At 58.1% G+C, this 21526-nt stretch carries 21 protein-coding genes; 13 read left to right on the top strand and 8 right to left on the bottom strand.

Features of this window, described 5'->3' with window-relative positions:
• Positions 1–60 precede the first annotated feature (60 nt).
• Genes AAGD24_RS18375 through arsJ form a run of 3 tightly spaced genes read left to right on the top strand, consistent with a single transcriptional unit; the run spans position 61 to position 3050 of the window.
• Positions 61–825, top strand: coding sequence for a metalloregulator ArsR/SmtB family transcription factor (locus AAGD24_RS18375; protein WP_379865880.1), 765 nt, complete (start codon positions 61–63; stop codon positions 823–825).
• A gap of 25 nt (positions 826–850) precedes the next feature.
• The gene (locus AAGD24_RS18370; RefSeq protein ID WP_379865878.1) at positions 851–1855 is read left to right on the top strand and encodes an ArsJ-associated glyceraldehyde-3-phosphate dehydrogenase; all 1005 of its coding nucleotides are present in this window, start codon (positions 851–853) and stop codon (positions 1853–1855) included.
• Between the two features lies 1 nt (position 1856).
• Positions 1857–3050 carry an organoarsenical effux MFS transporter ArsJ gene (gene arsJ / locus AAGD24_RS18365; protein WP_379865876.1) on the top strand — a complete coding sequence of 398 codons (1194 nt, stop codon included), beginning with the start codon at positions 1857–1859 and terminating at the stop codon, positions 3048–3050.
• 7 nt (positions 3051–3057) lie between these two features.
• Here arsJ and AAGD24_RS18360 read toward each other — a convergent pair whose 3' ends face one another.
• Complete coding sequence (locus AAGD24_RS18360) at positions 3058–3684, bottom strand: hypothetical protein (protein ID WP_379865874.1); 627 nt, start codon at positions 3682–3684, stop codon at positions 3058–3060.
• Positions 3685–3773: 89 nt separating this feature from the next.
• Between AAGD24_RS18360 and AAGD24_RS18355 the strand changes: the two genes are divergently transcribed.
• Together AAGD24_RS18355 and AAGD24_RS18350 are read left to right on the top strand one after the other, a co-directional pair.
• Positions 3774–4382, top strand: coding sequence for an ATP-binding cassette domain-containing protein (locus tag AAGD24_RS18355; RefSeq protein WP_379865872.1), 609 nt, complete (start codon positions 3774–3776; stop codon positions 4380–4382).
• Entirely contained in the window at positions 4369–5166 is a 798-nt protein-coding gene (locus AAGD24_RS18350) for an ABC transporter permease (protein WP_379865870.1), read from the top strand. Before AAGD24_RS18355 ends, AAGD24_RS18350 begins: the two co-directional genes overlap by 14 nt.
• Before the next feature lie 18 nt (positions 5167–5184).
• On the opposite strand, the gene AAGD24_RS18345 is transcribed toward AAGD24_RS18350, so the two are convergent.
• Positions 5185–5589 carry an acyl-CoA thioesterase gene (locus AAGD24_RS18345; protein ID WP_007153890.1) on the bottom strand — a complete coding sequence of 135 codons (405 nt, stop codon included), beginning with the start codon at positions 5587–5589 and terminating at the stop codon, positions 5185–5187.
• Between the two features lie 195 nt (positions 5590–5784).
• Between AAGD24_RS18345 and AAGD24_RS18340 the strand changes: the two genes are divergently transcribed.
• The 5 genes from AAGD24_RS18340 (at position 5785) to phoU (ending at position 11290) form a co-directional block, all read left to right on the top strand.
• Positions 5785–6837: a substrate-binding domain-containing protein gene (locus tag AAGD24_RS18340; RefSeq protein ID WP_379865867.1), complete on the top strand. Its 1053-nt coding sequence runs from the start codon at positions 5785–5787 to the stop codon at positions 6835–6837.
• A 142-nt stretch (positions 6838–6979) separates the two neighbouring features.
• Entirely contained in the window at positions 6980–8368 is a 1389-nt protein-coding gene (gene pstC, locus AAGD24_RS18335; protein WP_007153892.1) for a phosphate ABC transporter permease subunit PstC, read from the top strand.
• Positions 8361–9635 (top strand): phosphate ABC transporter permease PstA, encoded by a 1275-nt coding sequence (gene pstA / locus AAGD24_RS18330; protein WP_379865865.1) that lies wholly within the window; start codon positions 8361–8363, stop codon positions 9633–9635. Before pstC ends, pstA begins: the two co-directional genes overlap by 8 nt.
• 11 nt (positions 9636–9646) lie before the next feature.
• Entirely contained in the window at positions 9647–10534 is an 888-nt protein-coding gene (gene pstB, locus AAGD24_RS18325) for a phosphate ABC transporter ATP-binding protein PstB (protein ID WP_007153894.1), read from the top strand.
• Between the two features lie 33 nt (positions 10535–10567).
• Positions 10568–11290, top strand: a complete 723-nt coding sequence (gene phoU, locus AAGD24_RS18320) for a phosphate signaling complex protein PhoU (protein WP_292049618.1) — start codon at positions 10568–10570, stop codon at positions 11288–11290.
• A 182-nt stretch (positions 11291–11472) separates the two neighbouring features.
• Here the strand turns inward: phoU and AAGD24_RS18315 are convergent, their stop codons facing one another.
• From AAGD24_RS18315 to mnmH, 5 genes are all read right to left on the bottom strand, one after another.
• The gene (locus tag AAGD24_RS18315) at positions 11473–11838 is read right to left on the bottom strand and encodes a histidine triad nucleotide-binding protein (protein ID WP_379865862.1); all 366 of its coding nucleotides are present in this window, start codon (positions 11836–11838) and stop codon (positions 11473–11475) included.
• Positions 11839–11876: 38 nt separating this feature from the next.
• Entirely contained in the window at positions 11877–13163 is a 1287-nt protein-coding gene (locus AAGD24_RS18310) for an FAD-dependent monooxygenase (protein ID WP_379865860.1), read from the bottom strand.
• A gap of 86 nt (positions 13164–13249) precedes the next feature.
• Positions 13250–13807: an aminoacyl-tRNA deacylase gene (locus AAGD24_RS18305; RefSeq protein WP_379865858.1), complete on the bottom strand. Its 558-nt coding sequence runs from the start codon at positions 13805–13807 to the stop codon at positions 13250–13252.
• A gap of 170 nt (positions 13808–13977) precedes the next feature.
• Positions 13978–14814, bottom strand: coding sequence for a mechanosensitive ion channel family protein (locus AAGD24_RS18300; protein WP_007155609.1), 837 nt, complete (start codon positions 14812–14814; stop codon positions 13978–13980).
• Positions 14815–14973: 159 nt separating this feature from the next.
• Entirely contained in the window at positions 14974–16065 is a 1092-nt protein-coding gene (gene mnmH / locus AAGD24_RS18295; RefSeq protein WP_379865856.1) for a tRNA 2-selenouridine(34) synthase MnmH, read from the bottom strand.
• A 134-nt stretch (positions 16066–16199) separates the two neighbouring features.
• Here mnmH and AAGD24_RS18290 point away from each other — a divergent pair, with 134 nt between their 5' ends.
• Positions 16200–16865 (top strand): 50S ribosomal protein L11 methyltransferase, encoded by a 666-nt coding sequence (locus AAGD24_RS18290; RefSeq protein ID WP_379865854.1) that lies wholly within the window; start codon positions 16200–16202, stop codon positions 16863–16865.
• A gap of 464 nt (positions 16866–17329) precedes the next feature.
• On the opposite strand, the gene AAGD24_RS18285 is transcribed toward AAGD24_RS18290, so the two are convergent.
• Complete coding sequence (locus AAGD24_RS18285; protein WP_379865852.1) at positions 17330–17743, bottom strand: VanZ family protein; 414 nt, start codon at positions 17741–17743, stop codon at positions 17330–17332.
• 84 nt (positions 17744–17827) lie between these two features.
• On the opposite strand from AAGD24_RS18285, the gene cysZ reads away from it, so the two are divergent.
• Together cysZ and rapA are read left to right on the top strand one after the other, a co-directional pair.
• Positions 17828–18583: a sulfate transporter CysZ gene (gene cysZ / locus AAGD24_RS18280; RefSeq protein WP_379865850.1), complete on the top strand. Its 756-nt coding sequence runs from the start codon at positions 17828–17830 to the stop codon at positions 18581–18583.
• 35 nt (positions 18584–18618) lie between these two features.
• The gene (gene rapA, locus AAGD24_RS18275) at positions 18619–21483 is read left to right on the top strand and encodes an RNA polymerase-associated protein RapA (protein ID WP_379865848.1); all 2865 of its coding nucleotides are present in this window, start codon (positions 18619–18621) and stop codon (positions 21481–21483) included.
• The last annotated feature ends 43 nt before the right edge of the window (positions 21484–21526 follow it).

Here is a 21526-nt window from a genome sequence, read left to right as displayed (position 1 = left end):
CTTCCGGATATTATGCAACAAAATAGATATGCATGAAAACGAATATATGGGAATCTGCATATGAAGCGTCGCGTTTTGTTCGTTTGCACCGCTAACAGTGCCCGCTCATTGATGGCGGAAGCCCTGTTGCGGGAAATGGCTGGTGACCAGTTTGAAGTGGCGAGTGCCGGCACTGAGCCTGACAAGCCTCACCCAATGGCGCTTCAGGTACTCTCGGAGGCGGGCTTTTCCGTCGATGGTTTGCAGAGTAAATCGTTGGCAGGCGTCGAACGTGAGCATTGGGATTATGTGATCACCCTTTGCGAAAAAGCCGCCAACGAGTGCGGCAATGTCTGTCAGCCTGCCCAGCAGATCGCCTGGGACTTCCCGGACCCAGTGCCAAGCGGGCGTCACGCCACCTTTGCATTGACCCTCAAGGAAATCCGCGAGCGTATTGGCCTGTTTACGCTGGTGCACAGGAAAGAAACCGGCGTGAAGCCGGTGAGCTTTGACCCGGTGACGGTGTTCAAGGCGTTGGGTGACGAGCTTCGCCTGGCTGCGCTGATGCTGGTTCGGCAGGAGGCGAAACTGTGTGTGTGTGAACTCACGGCCGCCCTCGATATTTCCCAGCCCAAGGCCAGTCGGCACCTGGCTACCCTGCGGCAGGCGGGCCTGCTGGATGCAGAGCGCCAGGGTCAGTGGATGTACTATTCCCTGAATCCCCGGATGCCGCAGTGGCTGTCGCGGGTTCTGGATGAAACCGCCGATAGCAATCCCGCCCTGATTGCATCGGAACTTGAGCGGTTATCGGCCATGCCCGACAGGCCGGTTGTGCAGTGTATTTAATGGATAACGCTTTCTGGAGCACATCATGAGCAAGATCAAAGTCGGAATAAATGGATTCGGCCGAATCGGTCGCCTGGCTCTCAGAGCAGCCTGGCAGTGGCCGGAGATGGAATTTGTAGCGATCAACGATCCGGGCGCCGATGCCGAGACGCTGGCGCATCTGCTGAACTTCGACAGTATTCATGGCCGCTGGGATCACGAAGCGAGTGTAAACGGCGACGGTATCGTTATCGAGGGCAAGTCGGTTCGCGTCACCCGCAATAAAACCATTGAGGAGACCGACTGGTCCGGCTGTGATCTGGTGATTGAAGCCAGCGGCAAGATGAAAAAAGTGGATGTGCTCCAGGCGTATCTCGATCAGGGCGTCAAGCGTGTGGTGGTGACCGCTCCTGTGAAAGAGGCAGGGGCCAAAAACATTGTGGTGGGTGTGAACGACGGCGTTTTTGACCCGGCCAATGACCGTATTGTCACTGCTGCTTCCTGCACCACCAACTGCCTGGCCCCGGTGGTGAAGGTCATCCACGAGAGGCTGGGTATCAAGCATGGTTCCATCACGACGATCCATAGCCTGACCAACACCCAAACCATCATCGATGCGCCCCATAAGGATCTTCGGCGGGCCCGCGCCTGTGGCAGCTCCCTGATTCCAACCAGCACCGGGTCCGCCACCGCGATTATCGAAATATTTCCTGAGCTGAAGGGCCGTCTGGATGGCCATGCCGTTCGGGTGCCACTGACGAATGCCTCGCTGACCGACTGCGTATTCGAGGTGGAAACACCCACGGATCGCGATACCGTAAACCGGTTGCTGAAAGAGGCTGCTGAGGGCGAGCTGAAAAACATTCTGGGCTACGAAGAGCGCCCGCTGGTGTCCATTGATTACCAGACCGACCCGCGCTCGTCCATCGTCGACGCCCTCTCTACCATGGTGGTGAATGGCACCCAGGTGAAAATCTACGCCTGGTACGACAACGAATGGGGCTACGCCAACCGCACTGCGGAACTGGCGCGCCGGGTAGGCTCTGCCTGATATGTCCGCGGCCATCCGACAGTACCTGGTCATCACCGGCAACTACTGGGCCTTCACCCTGACGGACGGAGCCCTGCGGATGCTGGTGGTGCTGCATTTCCATCAGCTCGGCTATTCGCCGCTGGAAATCGCCCTGCTGTTCATTTTCTACGAGTTTTTCGGGGTGGTGACCAACCTGGTGGGTGGCTATCTGGGCGCTCGCATGGGACTGAACCGCACCATGAATATCGGGCTGTTCCTGCAAATTGCTGCCCTTGCCATGCTGGCGGTGCCGGCGGCCATGCTGACCGTGCCCTGGGTGATGGCAGCCCAGGCGCTGTCCGGTATTGCCAAGGACCTGAACAAGATGTCCGCCAAGAGCAGCATCAAACTGCTGGTACCGGATGAGCAGCAGGGGACCCTCTACAAATGGGTGGCCATACTCACCGGCTCCAAGAACACCCTGAAGGGTGTGGGCTTTTTCCTCGGTGGAGTCCTGCTGATGGCTGCTGGGTTCCAAGGCGCGGTCGTTATCATGGCGGTAGCCCTGAGTGTGGTGTGGCTGGCCAGCCTTTTTCTGTTGGGGCAGGACCTGGGCAAGAGCAAGGCAAAGCCGAAGTTTCGCGAAATCCTGTCCAAGAGCCGGGCCATCAACGTGCTCTCTGCTGCCCGAATGTTTCTGTTTGGCGCCCGGGATGTGTGGTTTGTGGTGGCTCTGCCGGTGTACCTGCATACGGTTTTTGGCTGGGACTTCTGGAAAGTGGGCGGATTCATGGCCACCTGGATTATCGGCTATGGCTTTATCCAGACCATTGCCCCGCGCATTACCGGAAACATGGAAAGAAAACAGCCTGCTGTACTTTGGGCGGCAGCCCTGGCACTGATTCCGGCAGCAATTGCCATTGGTCTGTCGGCCGGTTGGTCACCCCAGATCGTGATTGTCGGTGGTCTGCTGTTGTTTGGCGTGATGTTTGCCGTTAACTCGTCGCTCCACAGCTATCTCATCGTTAGCTATGCCCGTGGCGATGGCGTGTCGCTGGATGTGGGCTTCTATTATATGTCCAATGCCGCCGGCCGGTTACTGGGCACAATTCTCTCTGGCTGGGTCTATCAGGCCTGGGGGCTGGAGGCCTGCTTGTGGATATCGTCGGGCCTGGTGGCCATGGCAGCGTTGCTGTCGGTGTTGTTGCCCGAGCGGCGGTCAATAACCGCCTGAGCGGGCCTCAGAACCGAATGGCCAGCCCCGCGGCGGCTTCCACCTGCAAGTAGCCGCTGCTGTCGAACCTGAGCTCGCAGCCACCTGAGCAGAATGCGGAACCTCCCGAGTTCAGGGCGGTGTAAACACCGCGTAGGTCCAGCCTCAGGCGCAGCTGTTCAGTCAGAAAGAACTGATAGCCACCACCCAGAGACAGGGCGGCCCGGTGGTGGGTTTCGTACCTCGAGTCGTCCGGTTCAAGCCGGGTAATGCCCAACACACCAGAGACGAATCCACCGTGATTCTGGCCACCCGGGAAATACAGCCCGCCGAACTGGAGCTGGTAAATTGTCAGGTCGATGGAGTCCACGCCCGGTGCGAACAGACCATTGTCCAGCCTGGCCAAGGTTTTCTGTCGTCCGAAATACAGTTCGCCCTGTTTGCCGGCCTCCGGCAGATCAAAATTGAACACCAGCCCCTGGCTGGCGGAATCCCGGAAGTCGATTTGGTCTGAAGTGCTGGCGCCGGCGGTCTCGATATCCACCGAACTGCTCATGCGAAAACCTGCAAACGGCGCAAGGCTGACGTCCGCCATCACCGGAGGGGCGATCAGTGCATATGCCAGAGTGAACGTGAAAAGAGATTGGAGCTTCATACATCCGTGGCCTGTGTGGCTGGTTGTCGGCAGGACACTGTGCAATGGTATAGCCGTTATGAACTTTGGCTGGCCCTGGTGATGCTATTTTGACAGATCTTGTGCTTGAAAATCTTAGCGTTGGCACTCTGGATAATGCGTCACTGACGGTGGCGGATGGACAGGTTGTATGCCTGTCCGGTCCCTCGGGCAGTGGCAAGAGTCGTCTGCTGAGGGCCGTGGCGGACCTGGAGCCACATGGCGGAAGGGTTTCTCTGGGTGGTGCCGGCCAGTTGGATGTTCCCGCCCATCATTGGCGAAGCCGGGTGGTTATGGTACCAGCAGAGAGTCAGTGGTGGTTTGATGAAGTGGGGGGGCACTTTCCGGATGATGCCGCTTCGAGACTGCCTTCAGCTCTGGGTTTCCCGCCGGAAGTAATGGGCTGGTCGGTGAGCCGGCTGTCGTCCGGTGAACGACAGCGGCTTGCACTCTGGCGCGCCCTGGTGCTTGAGCCGGAGGCGCTGCTGCTGGACGAACCCACCGCCAATCTGGATAACGACAGCACGGAAGCGATTGAAAGCTGGCTGCTTGAAGAAATCCGGCGCCGTCGGATCGCGGTGCTCTGGGTCGCTCACGATCCCGGCCAGATTCATCGTGTAGCGGATACCCACTACCGGATTCGGGGAACCACGCTGGAGCGCGTCCATGGAAGTGATTGATCTGGCGTGGTGGAAGCTGGGGCTGGCAGCCCTGTTGATTCTTGCCCTGGCCGGGACAGGTTATCTCGCCCGGCTCGGCATCACCCGAAGCCTGTTGATCGCCGCACTGCGCACGGTCATTCAACTGGTGTTGATCGGGCTGGTGCTGGAAGCCCTGTTCGCGTCCTCCGCGTTCTACTGGATTGCGCTGCTGGCTCTGGTCATGTTGCTGGTCGCCGGCCGGGAAGTGGTGGCCCGCCAGAGTCGGCGTTTGCAGGGCTGGTGGGCGTTCGGTATCGGCACGGGTGCGATGTTTGTCTCGTCTTTTACCGTCACGGTCCTGGCACTGACGGTGGTGATTGGCCCTGAACCCTGGTATGCCCCGCAATACGCCATTCCTTTGTTGGGCATGATGCTGGGCAACACCATGACGGGCATCAGTCTTGCGCTGGATCGGTTGAATGAGTCGGTCTGGCGCCAGCGGGCGGTTATCGAGAACCGCCTGATGCTGGGGCAGACCTGTCGCCAGGCACTGGAGGATATCCGCAAGGATGCCATGCGTAGTGGCATGATGCCGTCTATCAACGCCATGGCTGCTGCGGGCATTGTCAGCCTGCCGGGCATGATGACGGGCCAGATTCTTGCAGGCAGCCCGCCGGCGGTGGCGGTTAAATATCAGATTCTGGTGATGCTGATTATCACCGTCGGTACCGGCTTCGGGGCGGTGATGGCGGTCTCCTGGGGCGGTCGCCGGCTATTTGATGAGCGCGAACGCCTGCGGCTGGATCGGTTGGGAAACTCCTGAGCCACCGGTGCCAACCTTTTACCCGTTTTGTGCAGGCACCTCGCGAATGCGGCCATGTTCGTCAATCGCGACGTAGACGAAGAGCCCTTCGGTCACCTTGCGAGGGGCTTTGGCCGTGCGGTCCAGGGTCCAGACTTCAATGTTGATTTTCATTGAACTGCGGCCCACCTCAACCAGCTCACCGTAACAGCCCACCTGGGAGCCCACCCGCAGTGGCGACAGGAACTCCATTCGATCCATGGCGACCGTGGCGTTACGGCCCTGGGAAATGCGCCCTGCCATGGTAGCCGCGGCAATGTCCATCTGTTTGACAAGCCAGCCGGCGAACACATCGCCGTTGGGGTTGGTGTCGGAGGGAAGGGGGATTACCTGGATTACCAGTTCGCCCCTGGGTGTGGGTTTGTCGTCATCAAGCGCCGTCATGGATTCAACCTTGTCAGTCCGGAATTGTTTTAGTACCCCGCATGTTAGCGGCCTGTACGGCGTCTGCAAGAAAAATTGAACGTCCTGTTCTATATTTCAAAGGCTGTAACAAAGTTGTCACAGAGTGCCTTTATTGTTCACACATCGGTAAAGCAAACCCGTACATAAAGTCAAAGTGACAAATGGAGACTCAACGTGATCAAACTTAAAACAGCCCTTACAACTGTGGCACTGGCAGGCAGCATTGCCGCCGTGTCGACTCCTGCCATGGCACGCGACACTATCAGCATCGTCGGTTCCTCTACCGTTTATCCATTCGCGACTGTTGTGGCTGAGCGTTTTGGTTCTTCTACTGACTTCCCGACTCCAAAGCTTGAGTCGACCGGTTCTGGCGGCGGTCTGAAGCTGTTCTGCGCCGGTATCGGCACCCAGCACCCGGACATCACCAATGCGTCTCGTCGCATGAAGACCTCCGAGTACGATCTTTGCCAGAAAAACGGCGTTAAAGACATCACCGAATTCCGCATCGGTTCAGACGGCATCGTGATTGCCAGCTCGCAGAAAGCGGATAACCTGGACATCACTTTGGAGCAACTGTTCCTGGCCCTGGGTAAGCAGGTGCCTTCACCGGACGACGAAACCAAGTTGGTCGCCAACCCCTATGAAAAGTGGAGCGATATCGACTCCAGCCTGCCAAACGTTGCCATTCGTGTGATGGGACCGCCTCCGACCTCCGGTACCCGTGATTCCTTCAACGAATTGGCCCTGCAGGGTGGTTGTGAAGATCTGCCAGCCGTTGCCAACATGAGCGAAGACGACATGGAAGGCGTATGTCAGAGCGTTCGTGAAGATGGCGCGTTCATCGAAGCCGGTGAGAACGACAACCTGATCGTTCAGAAGCTGATCGACGACGACGGTCTTTATGGCGTATTTGGCTACAGCTTCCTGGAAGAGAACGCTGACCGCCTGCAGGCAGCGACCCTGAACGGCATGGTACCGACGGCTGAAGCCATTGCTGCGGATGAGTACCCGGTTGCCCGTTCATTGTTCTTCTACGTCAAGAAAGCCCACGTTGGTGTGGTTCCGGGTATCGCGGAATACGCCGAGTTCTTTGCGAGCCCTAGCGCCATGGGCAAGAACGGCTACCTGAAGGATGTTGGCCTGATTGTTCCTCCGCGCGACGCGCTGATGAAGCTGCAGGACAAGGCATCCAACATGCCTAACCTGGCCAAGGAAGAGCTGATGTAAGCCAGTCGACAAGGTGTTGACTGACAAGGGTGCGGGTCTTTGAAAGGCTCGCGCCCTTTTGCACGTCTGGAAAGCGGCATGTGCGTCCCGTTTTCCGAATGATTACACTTGTGGTCCTTTTTAGCTTGTTACGGGAATTTTCATGCAACCGGCCAATCTGCTTTTACTGACCATCGTGCTGTCGATGGTTGCCTACGGCTTGGGTTATGCCCGATCGCGGTCACTGGCGATGCCGATGGGGGGCATTCGTCATCTCAAGTCCCTGCCTTTCTATTATGGGGCGCGAGCGGCTTTGTGGTGCGGTATCCCCGCGCTGCTGGTGCTCGGGCTCTGGGCAGCGTTTCAGGGAAAGGTCATCCAGACTCTGATTATCGGCTCCCTGCCACAGGAAATGTTGCCGGCGTCCGAGGGCGAGGCGAGTCTTCTGTTGAGCAAGATCAGCAACGTGGCCAGCGGTAGCCTGCCTCCGGGGTTTGCGGAAGCACCCATTGTTGAGGCTGCGGAGCGGCTGAAGGCGCTCCGGGAACAGAGCCGGATGTTCATGACCACCCTGGTGGTGTCCGTCTCTGTGCTGGCGGGGTTCCTGGGATGGTTGCGTGTTCGCCCGGCGCTGAACGCCCGAACGCAAGTGGAGTCGATCCTGAAGTGGTTGTTCTTCGCCTGTGCTGCCCTGGCGATTCTGACCACCATCGGAATCATCTTCTCTGTCGCGTTTGAAACCTTCCGGTTCTTCCAGAAGATTCCGTTCACCGAGTTTATCTTTGGCTCCCAATGGAGCCCGCAAACCGCACTGCGCGCTGATCAGGTCGCTGCTCAGGGCGCCTTTGGCATGATTCCGCTGTTTACCGGCACGCTGCTGATTTCGGCGATTGCCATGCTGGTTGCGGTGCCGGTGGGGTTGTTGTCGGCGATTTATCTCTCGGAATACGCCAATAGGAAAGTGCGCGGTGTGGTCAAACCGTTGCTTGAGATGCTGGCGGGTATCCCGACGGTGGTCTACGGCTTCTTTGCGGCGCTTACCGTCGCGCCGTTCATCAGTAACTTCGCAGCCTCGTTGGGGATTGATGCCTCGTCTCAGAGTGCGCTCGCCGCTGGTGGGGTCATGGGCATTATGATCATTCCGTTTGTGTCTTCACTGTCGGACGACGTTATCAACGCGGTACCGCAAACCCTACGTGATGGCTCCCTGGCTCTGGGCGCGACCCAGTCGGAAACCATGAAGAAGGTGATTTTCCCGGCAGCACTGCCCGGCATTATGGGCGGGGTGCTGTTGGCAGTCTCCCGAGCCATTGGTGAAACCATGATCGTGGTCATGGCCGCGGGCCTCGCAGCGAATCTGACGGCAAACCCGCTGGAAACCGTTACCACGGTGACCGTACAGATTGTCACCTTGCTGACCGGCGACCAGGAATTCGACAGCGCCAAGACCCTGGCGGCCTTTGCCCTCGGCGCGATGCTCTTCCTCGCTACCCTGTTGCTGAATGTGGTGGCCCTGAAAATCGTTCGCAAATATCGGGAACAGTATGACTGATCAACGTTCACAGGCGGAGATTGTTCGCCAGTCACTCAAGCGGCGTTACCGCAAGGAACGCCGGTTCCGGGCCTACGGCATACTGGCGATTGCGATCGCGCTGTCTGCCCTGGTGGTGCTGTTTGTCGACATTATTGGCAAAGGCTATACCGGCTTCACCAAAACCACCATCACCATGGAAGTCGAACTCGATGGTGAAATGATGTACCTGGACGACGCCACGGATAAAAAGCAGATAAAGATGGCGGATTTCGTGGAGCCATTGTTGCAGGCGCTGATCAAGCAGGTGCCGGGCGCAACGGAAGAGAATAGGGACGCCGTTCGTGATCTGTTGAACCCCTACGCGTCCAATGAGTTGCGTGACATGCTCGAGCAGAACCCCGAGTGGCTTGGAACCACCCAAACACTGACTGTTCTGGCTCACACCGACGTTGATGTTTACGTGAAACATGCAGGTGACGATGCCTATTCCATCAAGCTCAGTGACCGGCAACAACGCTGGGTGGATCAACTGGTGGAAAAAGAGGTTGTGCAGACCTCCTTCAACGATGTGTTCTTTAGCAGCGGCGATTCCCGTGATCCGTCCCGCGCCGGTATTCTTGGGGCGATCGTCGGGTCCTTGCTGACCATGCTGGTGACACTGTTGCTCTCGTTCCCCATCGGGGTGGCGGCTGCCATTTACCTGGAAGAGTTTGCACCCCAGAACAAGCTCACGGATTTTATCGAAGTGAACATCAACAACCTGGCTGCGGTGCCGTCGATTATCTTCGGTTTGCTGGGCCTGGCGGTGTTCATCAACCTGTTTGGCATGCCCCGATCGGTTCCGGTGGTGGGCGGTCTTGTACTGACGCTGATGACACTGCCAACCATCATCATTTCCAGCCGGGCGGCCATCAAGAGCGTGCCGCCCTCAATCAGGGAGGCTGCGGAAGGTATTGGCGCCTCCAAAATGCAGGTGGTACTGCACCATGTATTGCCGCTGGCCATGCCGGGAATGCTGACCGGCTCCATTATCGGTATGGCGCAGGCATTGGGCGAGACTGCTCCGCTGTTGCTGATCGGAATGGTGGCGTTCATCGTTGATGTTCCGGATGGCTTTTTCGATTCGGCGACGGTGCTCCCGGTTCAGGTCTTCCTGTGGGCGGGCAGCCCGGAGCTCGCCTTTATAGAACGTGCGTCAGCAGCCATTATGGTGTTGCTGGCATTTCTGGTTAGCATGAACGCACTGGCCATCTGGCTTCGCAAGCGCCTTGAGCGTCGGTGGTAAGGAGATAAACGATGAATACGATGAACCCAACGATTGCCAAAGAAGCCGATCACCAAGAGATTGAAACGGTTACTCCGGTGCGGGAACAGCCCGAGGAAACGATTATTGAGGAAGGCAAAACGGTGGGAGAGCCGTTTGCCGACAATGCCAAATTCAAGCTTCGAGACGTCAATGTTTCCTACGGTGATACCCGGGCGATCAAGAACATCAGCCTGGATGTGGCGAAGAATGAGGTCATTGCCTTTATTGGACCTTCTGGGTGCGGCAAGTCCACGTTTCTGAGATGTCTCAATCGAATGAACGACAGCATCGAAATCTGCAAGGTGACGGGGTCACTGCAACTGGACGACCAGGACATCTATGACCGTCGCCGGGACGTTGTCGAACTGCGTGCGCGGGTGGGTATGGTGTTCCAGAAACCCAACCCGTTCCCCAAGTCCATCTATGACAATGTGGCCTATGGTCCCCGGATTCATGGCCTTGCAAACCGCAAGTCCGATCTGGATGACATCGTCGAGAACAGCTTGCGCAAGGCGGGTTTGTGGAGCGAGGTCAAGGACCGCCTGGATGCGACGGCCACCGGAATGTCGGGTGGCCAGCAGCAGCGCCTCTGCATTGCGCGCGCCATTGCCGTGAGCCCGGAGGTTATTCTGATGGATGAGCCTTGCTCTGCGCTGGATCCCATTGCAACCGCAAGGGTGGAAGAGTTGATGGCTGAAATGTCCGAGAGCTACACCATTGTGATCGTGACCCACTCGATGCAGCAGGCAGCCCGTGTATCGAATCGAACGGCGTATTTCCATCTGGGGCACCTGGTGGAAGTGAACGAGACCAACAAGGTGTTTACGTCGCCCGAGCACGAACTCACCGAATCCTATATCACCGGCCGTTTCGGTTAACGCCGGTATTGTTGAACACTGGAGAACACAGTCATGCCAGATAAAAAGGACGATGTTTACGGCGATCATATTTCGCATAAGTTCAATGACGAACTGATGGCTCTGAAGAGCGAGTTCCTCGAGATGGGCGGCCTGGTGGAGTCCCAGGTTGACCGTGCGATTACCGCATTGGTGGACAACGACGGCCACCTGGCGGACGAAGTTCGTGCCACGGACAAGAAAGTCGATCAGATGGAAATCGACCTCGACGAGGAAGCAACCCTGATTATCGCCCGTCGCCAGCCCACCGCCCGCGACCTGCGGTTGGTGATTTCGGTGATCAAGATGGTGGCGGACCTGGAGCGGGTGGGTGACGAGGCCAAGAAAATTGCCAAGTTCGCCATCAAGCTGTCAGAGGAAGGTCAGGCACCTCGTGGCTACGTGGAAGTGCGCCACATTGGCAATCATGTTCTTAGCATGTTGCACGATGCCCTGGACGCCTTTGCCCGTCTCGATTCGGAGCAGGCGCTGCGGATCATGAAGGAAGACAAGCGGGTGGATGAGGAATACCAGGCCGCCACGCGGACCTTGCTGACGTTCATGATGGAAGACACCCGCAACATTTCCCGCTGTATGTCGGTGATGTGGATTCTCCGTGCTCTGGAGCGGGTGGGGGATCACGCCTGTAACATTGCCGAGAATGTGATCTTCATGGTCAAAGGCGAGGATGTTCGGCATACGCCCGTTGAGGAAGCCGAAAAAGTCGTTGGTCGCTGAAGCTTAGGCGGTCTGAATTTGGTGGCAGGGCCGATGGGCGGTACGGCTTTCCGGGACACGCTCAAGCCCTCCCTGGGCGCTTAGCTTTCGCCATCCATGGCGAAAGATAGATCCCGGAAAGCCGTACCGCCCACCGGCCTATCAAGCTTTGAGCTGGCCTCGGCAACAACTACCTAAAACCATCAGGCTTGCTTCATTCTGTCAGTATAGGGCGGCCAACCGAGTGGTTTTCCGGCCAGCAGGTGCAGGTGGATGTGGAACACCGTCTGGCCTGAGTTTTCGCCGCAGTTCATGACTGCCCGATAGCCATCGTCGGCAAAGCCCATCTCTCTCGCCAGTTTGGCAGCAACCCAGTACAAGTGCCCCACCAGTTCGCGGTCGCTTTCTTCGATATCGTTGATCGTTGCGATTTCCTTTTTCGGGATGATCAGCAGGTGTACCGGTGCCTGTGGGTTAATGTCCTTGAACGCCAGGCTGATGTCGTCTTCGTAAACGATGTCCGCCGGGATTTCCCGGTTCATGATCTTGGTGAAAATGGTTTCCGCCATGATGATTCCCTGTTGTGAGTTGAGGCTTGTGAAACGGTTTATAGTTGCTTCATCCCCGGCAGTCGCTCCGCCAGTTGGCGGATCAGCGGGGGCAGTTCGTCGTCGATGCCCATAGCGTATTTGGCCACCCGGTTTCTGGCAAATGGCATTGCTTTCGCGGCGCCCAGGCCCAGATTGCGTAATAGGTGCAGCGGCGGCGTGCGGTTGCTGAACAGGTGATAGAACACGTCCATAGCCATCATCATACGGCGGTTGGCCGGGCGGCGTTGTTGCTCGTATTTGGTCAGCCACTCCGGATCGGCCAGGTCGCAGCCGGCGCGTTTGGCCTCGCGGATGACGGTCTGCAGGCAGTGGGCGTCCTGGAAACCCAGGTTGACGCCCTGGCCGGCCAGCGGGTTGATGGTGTGGGCGGCGTCGCCCACCAGCACGACACGATTGTTCATATAGGTTTTGGCGTGCTGGCGGGCAATCGGGAAGCTGGCTTTGGCTTCAATGTGCGTCAGTAGTGGCAATTCCGGCGGGAAGGCGTTCTGTATTTCCGCCATCAATGCCCGGTTGTCCAGCGATTTCAGGTGCGCTAGTTGCTCCGGCGAGTCATACCACACCAGAGACGCCCAGCTTTCGCCATTGCCAGCGGCATGCAGCGGCAGGAAGGCGCGGGGGCCGGATGGGTAGAAGCCCTGCCAGGTGATGTCTTCCACTGCGCCCTGGTAGCGAACCGAAATGACCATCGCCTGTTGCTGGTACTGATCCTTGTTTACGCCAATGCCCGCCAGTTCCCGGACGCCGGATGCTGCGCCATCGGCGCCTACCACCAACTGGCACTCGAGTTCGGTGCCGTCCTCCAGGGTCACAGCCGCGTGGTGGTCGCCGTTTTCGAGGTGACTGACGGCGTTGTCTGGAAACAGGGAGACCGAGTTCAGAGACGCGGCGCTGTTCCACAGTGCTTGTTGGGTGATGCGATTCTCAACGATATGCCCCAGGTGTCGGGCGGACAGGTTGCTGGCGTCAAACACCACATCGGCGACCTTGCGGGGCAGCAGGTTGCTGAGTGGGTGGCGGGTCTCGTCCCATACTGCCAGGCGGGCGTAGGGTGTGGCACGCATGGCGAGCATGCCGGGCCAGACGTCAAGATCGTTGAGGTAGCGCTCACTGCCGGCGCTCAGGGCTGATACGCGGATGTCCGGAGGCAGTGAGGGATCGAATTCAGGGGCGGAGCCACGGTCAACCAGGGCCACGCGGAAGCCACTGCGGCCAAGTCCGGTCGCGAGGGCAGCACCGACCATGCCGGCACCGACAATCACAATATCAAAGGCTTGAGTCATAACGGGTTCCTGTCTGATACGCCCAGTTTACGCGATGGACGCATCCAGACAAGCCGTCCGGATCAAGCCTGGGCCGGTTTTTGGTGTCAGTAACCGGCCAGGTTGGCGGTAGGGCTGCCGGTCAGGGACTCAGCCCTGCGGGCGCGGCCCTTGAGCCAGGCTGGCTTTTGCGCGCCTGGTTTTACAAATCCCTGCTCCAACACCATCGGATGCACCAGTTCCAGAAAATCTGACGTCTTCATGTGGATGGATTCGGTGTGGCTGCCAGCGGCAAAGGCGAGTTCCGGTTGCCGGGTCAGTGCCTCTGCGCAATACACGGACATATCGAACAGGTTGCCGAACGGTGGCATGGCGCCCACTTCGCACTCGGGGAAGCGGTCCTGGAATTCCTGTTCGTCCGCAAGGTCGACAAAATCAGTATCGAGGATGTGGGTCAGTCGGTCCCAGCGGATACGCCAGGTAGCGGGCATGACCAGCATGGCCATTTTGCCATCCAGCTCGATAATGACGGTTTTCACGACCCGGTCGCCGGCGATTTTGACATGGTGGGCGAGTTGCTGGGCGGTGAACGCAGGGGGGTGAGACAGGCACATATACTCCACGCCTGCCTGATCGAAGTATTCCTTCAACTGCTGTACCGGCATAGTGACAACCTCCTACCAGCAATGACAGCGGTACTGGAACCGGTGGTTTCAATTGCCCCGGCCCCGGTGGTTGGCGATGAAGCCGCTGATGCAACTTCATCGCCATTACTGGTCAGCTTAGTTGAGGCTGTTCAGAATGCGAGTAACAGTGTGTGTTAATGAGATACCAATCACTCTGATTTGTTGTAGACATGCACATCCCGCTGTGGGAACGGAATGGTGATCCCTTCGGCGTCGAACGCCTTCTTCACTTTTTCGTGCATGTCCCAGTAGTACGGCCAGAGGTCATCGGTGGCGACCCAGGCTCGGAACATCAGGTTAACGGAATTATCACCCAGGCTGCCCACGCAAATACGCGGTGCTGGGTCCTGCAGCGAACGCTCGTCTTCGTCGAACAGGCGCTGGAGGATGGCCTTGGCCTTGTCGATGTCGTCGTCGTAGTGAATGCCGAAGGTCATGTCGCAGCGGCGCTTGTCATAGATGCTGACGTTTACCAGGGTGGCGTTGGACAGGCTGCCGTTGGGGATAACGATACGGCGGTTGTCAAAGGTGTTCACTACCGTGTAGAGAATCTGGATCTCAGCGACGGCGCCCAGGTAACCTTGGGCTTCGATGGTGTCACCGACCTTGAACGGCTTGAAGATCAGAATCAGCACACCGCCGGCAAAGTTGGCCAGGCTGCCCTGGAGCGCTAGGCCAATGGCGAGGCCGGCGGCACCAATGACTGCGATGAAGGACGTAGTTGCGATGCCGATCATCGACGCCACGGAGATCAGCAACATGACCTTCAAGATGGCGCTTATCAGGCCACACAGGAATTTGTTAAGTGTCGGGTCTTTCGCCCCCAGCTTTTTATCGAGAACACCGATACAACGATTGATCAGCCAGAGGCCGAGTACCAGCGTGATGATAGCCAGGACGACCTTGGGGGCGTAGGTCATGACCAACGAGAGTGCCTGGTCCCATAGCTCTGAGGCATTAATGTCGGTTCCCAGAAGATCTTCCATTCAGTGACTCCTTGTTCAGTAGTAGTGGCTTGTTGGTTGAAATCTGACAGGGACAACGGCTGTTCAATTGAGATTTGCCTGCATTTTGTTATAGCAGAGGTTTGTGGCAAACGTACAACATGCGTGTCCGGATTGCGTGGAAGCGCTATACGTTGTAAATCAACGACTGGCCCACCCGATGATGGTTTCCGGCCCCCCCTTCACAACAACGCGGCCCTGCTTCTGGCTAAGCTGATAGTCATACATGGGGTCGTAGTAGTCCTGCAACAGTGCCTCGATCCATTCATGATGCGCACCGGTTTCTCCGGTTTGGTGTTGGCGGTCGAGGGCATTTTCCATCATCAGCCGCAGTCGGCGATGGCGCTCACCGCCGAGGCGTTTGCGGATTCTGTCGAGGGCGCTGAGAAGGTAGTCGCGAAAGTTGAGCCAGCCTGCTTCTGTGCCGTCACGCTCCACGTAGTCGGCCGTCATCTGGTCAACATAGTCTTCGCGGATAATTCGTACTCGCTCCTCGATCGGTTGATCCAGGACCATTAAAGGGGCTGCTGCCATTCGGTTCCTGAGACTTTCCGGCAGGGCGCACCGGCCCACCAGTCTGCTTTCATCTTCCAGGTACACCGCCCCGCCGATGTGATGATGGGCCTTGAGCATGGCAACAGCCAGGCGGTTTTCGAAATCAATCTGTGCCGGTTGGGGCGTCACCTGACGGCCGAAGCTGGAACCACGATGGTTTGCCAACCCTTCAAGGTCAACAGGGTTGGGCAATTGATTCAGCACGCGGGTTTTGCCGGTACCGGTGCGTCCGCTGAGAACAACGAACTCGGACGATGCAGTGAGGGCTTCCAGGCTGTCGATCAGGAAGCGACGCATGGCCTTGTAGCCACCCTGAATGAGCGGAAACTCGATACCGGAGTCTTTGATCCACTGTTGGGTCAGCCGCGAACGCAGGCCGCCGCGGAAGCAGAACAGGTAGCCGTCCGGGTTTGTGGCGGTAAATCGCTTCCAGGCTTCGATGCGTTGCGCCTTCAGATCCCCGGAAACCAGTTGGTGACCCAGTTCAATAGCCTTGTCCTGACCTTTTTCCTTGTAGCAGATGCCCACCCTGTGGCGTTCCTCGTCGTTCATCAGGGGGGCATTGATCGCATTCGGGAAGCTGCCCTTGCTGAACTCGATCGGGGCCCTTACGTCCATGAGCGGAACGTCGTTCAGGAACAGGGAGAGATAGTCACTGGTATCGGGTCTGGACGGCATGGCAGGTTCGGATTCGTGCGGGAAATGAGGCAGCAGTATAACGAACATGCTGTTTTTTTGCTCGCCTGCAGGTGTACCACCGCGCCGCTGCCGCTACAATGCGTGCCGTATCAGGCCTGTGTCCCGGAGTAACCATGACCCCCGATATTCTGGATCAACATCTTCGGAAAACCCTCAGCCGAGGTCAGGTTGCCGTAACAGCCCCGGCGGGTTGCCCCGACATCATCCTCTACCTGTCCGACCCAGGGGTACTGGAAGGCCCGTTGAGCCACGAAGAGGCGCAGGCGGTGGTTGCAGAGCCGGCGTACTGGTCGTTTTGCTGGGCCAGTGGACAGGTACTGGCGGCCTATATCCTGGCACATCCACACCTGGTGAAGGGCAAAAAGGTGCTGGATTTTGGATCCGGTTCCGGGGTGGTTGCCATCGCTGCCGCCATGGCCGGGGCGAGGGAGGCCATTGCCTGCGATATCGACCAGGCTGCACTGGACGCGGCCGCGGCGAACGCCAGGTTAAATGACGTGTCGGTGACCCTGAGTGACGATTGGGCAACGCAACCGAGAGATGTGGACGTTGTGACCGCCGCGGACGTGTTGTATGACCCGGAAAATCGCCCGCTGCTGTCCGAGTTCAGGCGCGCCGCGCCTTTGGTGATACTGGCGGATTCCCGCTTGCGGAACCTGGGTGACGATCACTACCGGCAACAGGAAGTGATCGAAGGCCGCACCTGGCCCGACCTGAATGAGTTTGAGGAGTTTAATCGGGTACGGGTGTACCTGGCAGGACAGGGCTCGATGGCCTGAGAGCGGACGAAAAAAAAGGGCAGCCTTTCGGTTACCCTTTCTCGGAACAGGTGTCGCGTCCCTGCGCTGTTGGCAACTACCTTGTTGCCGGTTTCCCTTGCCAGTCCCTGGTGCCGGCGTCCGAGCCGGCAATCCGAAGAGGTCTCCCTTAAGCGAGCCATCCCTGTGTCCCTGCTTCTCCCTGCATCCAATTGCCGGGGTGCATCCAGTGCGTCGTCCGTTTCCCTGTCATCCTTGATGTGATCACTATACCAATCGCAGTTTTACAAACATGTGAACTGTGCACGCCAAAGCGACTATGTTGGCAGGGATTCAATTATAAGTTCTTTAATTTCAGTTAATTGAGATGTCGGCGGATGCTCCGGTCAGGGAAGCCTACGTTATGTCGCAGCAAGATCTTACGTGTTTGTAGGAAATGTCTCACACGGATGCGAGTTGATGTCTCAAGTCCGCTGCAAGGTATTTTATTGACGGCTGTTAACCTGAGCGATGGCCCGGTCGTTTTGCGGGTGTGGTCTTATAAATCCGAGACATGGCAGTAACCCGATAGCAATGCCCGCAGCGTCGGCGAGAATATCGGCAATGGCAAAGGTCCGGTAGGGGAGCTGGGCCTGGACAAGCTCAATGCTCAGCCCGAACACCAGCAGGCCAATGACAATCCACAGTTTCCCCAAGCTCGGCCAAGCCAGCCGGGTAACCACCGTCAACTGGAAGAACGCCAGCAGGTGATTGACCTTGTCGCTGGCTGCCGAGGGAATCGGGTAGGGTTGGCTGGTGGTTGCAAGGTAGATGATGGCGGCGGCCGAAAGAACCAGCATCGCCCGCCAAAAAGGCTGATACTCGAGCAGAATCAGAATGCGTTGCCTCAGGAATGCCATGGTCACCGTCGGGCTGTGGTGGAGTTTGCAACATGATATGCTTTGCGCCCCATCACTGTCATCGAAGCTGAGGTGCTGCGAGGTATGTTGAAAGGTAATTTTTTCCGCGGCCTGGGTTACCTTGGAGAAGGATTCCGGCTGATACGGCAGCCCGGACTGAGATTGTTTGTTGTTATCCCCCTGGTTATTAACATTCTGTTATTCGGCCTCCTGTTCTACTTTCTGGCTGAACTCTTTACAGCGATGATTGCCGCAGCCATGAGCTGGTTACCGGATTGGGCGTGGCTGCAAAGCCTCGACTGGCTGTTCTGGATTCTCTACGGCGTCGTCATCCTGTTGATGTTGGCTTACGGGTTCGTGATCCTGGCGAACCTGATCGGCTCGCCCTTTTACGGTTACCTGGCGGAATTGACGGAAAAGCACCTGACCGGTCAGGTGGTCAGCACCGATGACGGTTGGAGTCAGATTATAAGGGACATCCCCCGTTCTCTCTGGCGGGAGGTGCAGAAAATCCTCTACTACCTGCCCCGGGCCATTGGCCTTTTCATCATCGGTGTTATCCCGGTGGTCAACCTGGTGGCGGCGGTACTGTGGTTTGTCTTCAATTGCTGGATGATGTCGCTGCAGTACGTGGACTACCCGGCGGACAACCATAGGGTCAGTTTCCCGGCCTTGCGGCGCCTGCTGGGTGATACCCGCCTGTCGGCCCTCGGGTTTGGCCTGCCGGTGGCATTGGCGGCCATGGTGCCAGTGTTGAATCTGGTGGTGGTGCCAGCCGCAGTTTGTGGTGCCACTGCCTATTGGGTGCGTGAGAACGGTCCCTCGAACACAGACGTATAAAGCAGTTACGGTGAGTTAAATCTGTCGGAGGTTTCTTGGATACATCGGAATTTGTAATTGGTCAGCGCTGGGTTAGTCACAGTGATACCGCGCTTGGCCTTGGTATTGTCACGGATATCTCAGGCCGCCGTGTGACGTTGGGTTTCCCGGCGGCGGACGAGGAGCGCACCTACGCTATCGACAATGCTCCGCTGTCGAGGATCATCTACCAGATTGGCGAGACTATCGAGACCTTCGACGGCGAACGCTACACCGTGAGGGCCGTGGAGGATATTGGCGGCGTTCTGATGTATCACGCCGATGATGGCGGGGAAAACCTGATCCAGGTCTCCGAGGTAAAACTCAGCAGTTCTGTGGACTTTTCAGCCCCCCACCAGCGGCTGTTTGCCGGCCAGTTTGATCGCAACGGTGCGTTTCGCCTGCGGATGGCCACCGCGCAACATTTGGACCGGTTACGGGCATCCTCGGCCCAGGGCCTGATCGGTGCGCGCACGCAGCACCTGCCACACCAGATCTATATCGCTCACGAAGTGGCCAAGCGCTTTGCCCCTCGGGTTCTGTTAGCAGACGAAGTGGGGTTGGGCAAAACCATTGAGGCCGGCCTGATTCTTCATTATCAGTTGCATACCAGCCGTGCCCGTCGCGTGCTGATCGTGGTGCCGGATTCGTTGATGCATCAGTGGTTGGTGGAAATGCTGCGGCGGTTCAATCTGCGATTCTCGATCATTGATCGCAGCCGGTATGAGGCCATGGAAGATCTGGAGGGGTTGTCGGAAGAGGGTGACGACCTGACCGATGCCGATGAAAATCCGTTCGAGAGTGAACAGCTTGCACTGTGCAGCCTGGATTTCCTGATGACCAGCGAACAGGCTCAGGCGGATGCCGTTGCCGCTGGTTGGGACCTGATGGTGGTGGACGAGGCCCATCACCTGGCCTGGAGCCCGGAGGTGGCAAGCCCTGAATATCGGCTGGTCGAGCAGCTTTCAGACGCCAGCAATGGCTTGCTGCTGTTGACCGCAACCCCGGAGCAGGTGGGGGTGGCCAGCCATTTTGCCCGCCTGAGATTACTGGACCCGGCACGTTTTCACAATCTGGAGACCTTCCGGGAAGAGGAAAAGCAGTACGAAGTGATCAATGGGGTGGTTTCCCATATCCGAGAGCAAGGCATAACCGCTCTCTCCGACGCGGACCGGAAGGCCCTCAAGGGCTGGCTGGGTGATGAGCTTGAAGAGTTGATGGCGTCCCAGGAACCGGCGCAGGCTGTGGTGGACGCCTTGCTGGATCGTCACGGTACCGGTCGGGTGCTGTTCCGGAACACCCGCGCCGCCATCAAGGGATTCCCGGAGCGCCATCCGCTACCGGTTGCGTTACCCTGCCCGGAACTCTACCGGCAAGAAGATGTTTGCCAGGGCGTTGCCGGGTTAACGCCCGAAACGGCCGTGGACGAAGAACAATGGCTGGCGGACGATCCCCGTGTCGCCTGGCTGGAGAAGACCCTGACAGGCCTGAAGCCGGCCAAGGTGGTGGTGATCTGTGCCCACGCTTCGACCGCCATGGCCCTGGAACACTATCTGCAGCTGCGTGCCGGTATCCGTAGCGCCGCCTTCCATGAACACCTGAGCCTGATCGAGCGCGACCGGGCCGCAGCCTACTTCGCCGACACCGAACAGGGCGCCCAGGCGCTGATCTGCTCGGAAATCGGCAGTGAGGGGCGCAATTTCCAGTTCGCCCATCACCTGATCCTGTTCGACCTGCCCGCCAACCCGGATTTGCTGGAACAGCGCATCGGCCGGCTCGACCGGATTGGCCAGACCGACACCATCGACATCCATATTCCCTACCTGCAGGGAACGGCCCAGGAGGTCCAGTACCGTTGGTTTGAGGACGGCTTGAACGCGTTCAACGAAAGTTGCTCCGTGGGTGTCGCTGTGCACGATCACGTGGCCGCGCAGTGGCGAGCCGTGATTGAGGGTGCGACGGACGATCTGCCGGCACTGGTGGATGCCTCCCTTGCCGAGGCCGAGCGCCTGCGTGCGTTGTTGCGCAACGGTCGCGACGCACTCATCGAGCTTAACTCCTGCCGTCCGGACGTGGCAGAGGCGTTGACCAGCCAGATCGAGTCCGAGGAAGAATCTGCCCAGCTCCGTGACTATATGATCGAGGCCTGCGATATCCTCGGCGTTGATGTCGAGGATCATTCAGAGCATGCCGACGTGCTGAGGCCGGGAGAGCAATACCAGGCCGGACACGTGACCGAACTGCCGGAAGACGGCCTGACCGTTACCTGGAGTCGTCAGCAGGCCCTTGAACGTGAAGACATGGCCTTCATGAGCTGGGAGCATCCGCTGGTGACCGGTATCATGGAATCGGTCACCAGTTCCGGGCTGGGTAAGGCAGCTCTGGCCAGTATGACGGTCAAGGCGCTGCCACCTGGCACCCTGTTGCTGGAGGCCCTATATGCCGTACATTGCCCGGCGCCTGAATCGCTGCAGTTGTCCCGCTACCTGCCGGTCTCGCCGTTGAGGTTGCTGGTGGATGTGAACGGGCGTGACTTGTCGGCAACCCTGCCTCACGACCGCCTCAACGATATGTGCTCGAACATTCGCAGGCGGACCGCCCAGGCCATCGTGCCGCAGATTCGCCCGCAGGTGGAAACCATGGTCGATCATGCCGAACGCCTGGCCGAGCCGCACCTGGAACCCCTGAAAACGTCGGCCCTGGCTCAGGTCAGAGACGTGTTCGGGCCGGAAATCCAGCGTCTTGAGGCGATGAAGAAGGTCAATCCGACCATTCGGAACGACGAAATCGACTTCTTCCGTAAACAGTTGGGTGCCGCAGAGACATTACTGGGGCAGGCCAGCCTGTCCCTGGAAGGCATTCGCGTTATTGTAACTGCCTGATGGTGAACCAGTTGCTGGCCAGGATTCATCTGATCAGGTAGGT

It is taken from the genome of Marinobacter sp. M5B (assembly GCF_042604615.1).
Classification (GTDB): Bacteria; Pseudomonadota; Gammaproteobacteria; order Pseudomonadales; family Oleiphilaceae; genus Marinobacter; species Marinobacter salarius.
The sequence above is the reverse complement of the archived record's forward strand: the minus strand, read 5'-3'. Positions and strand labels throughout refer to the sequence as shown.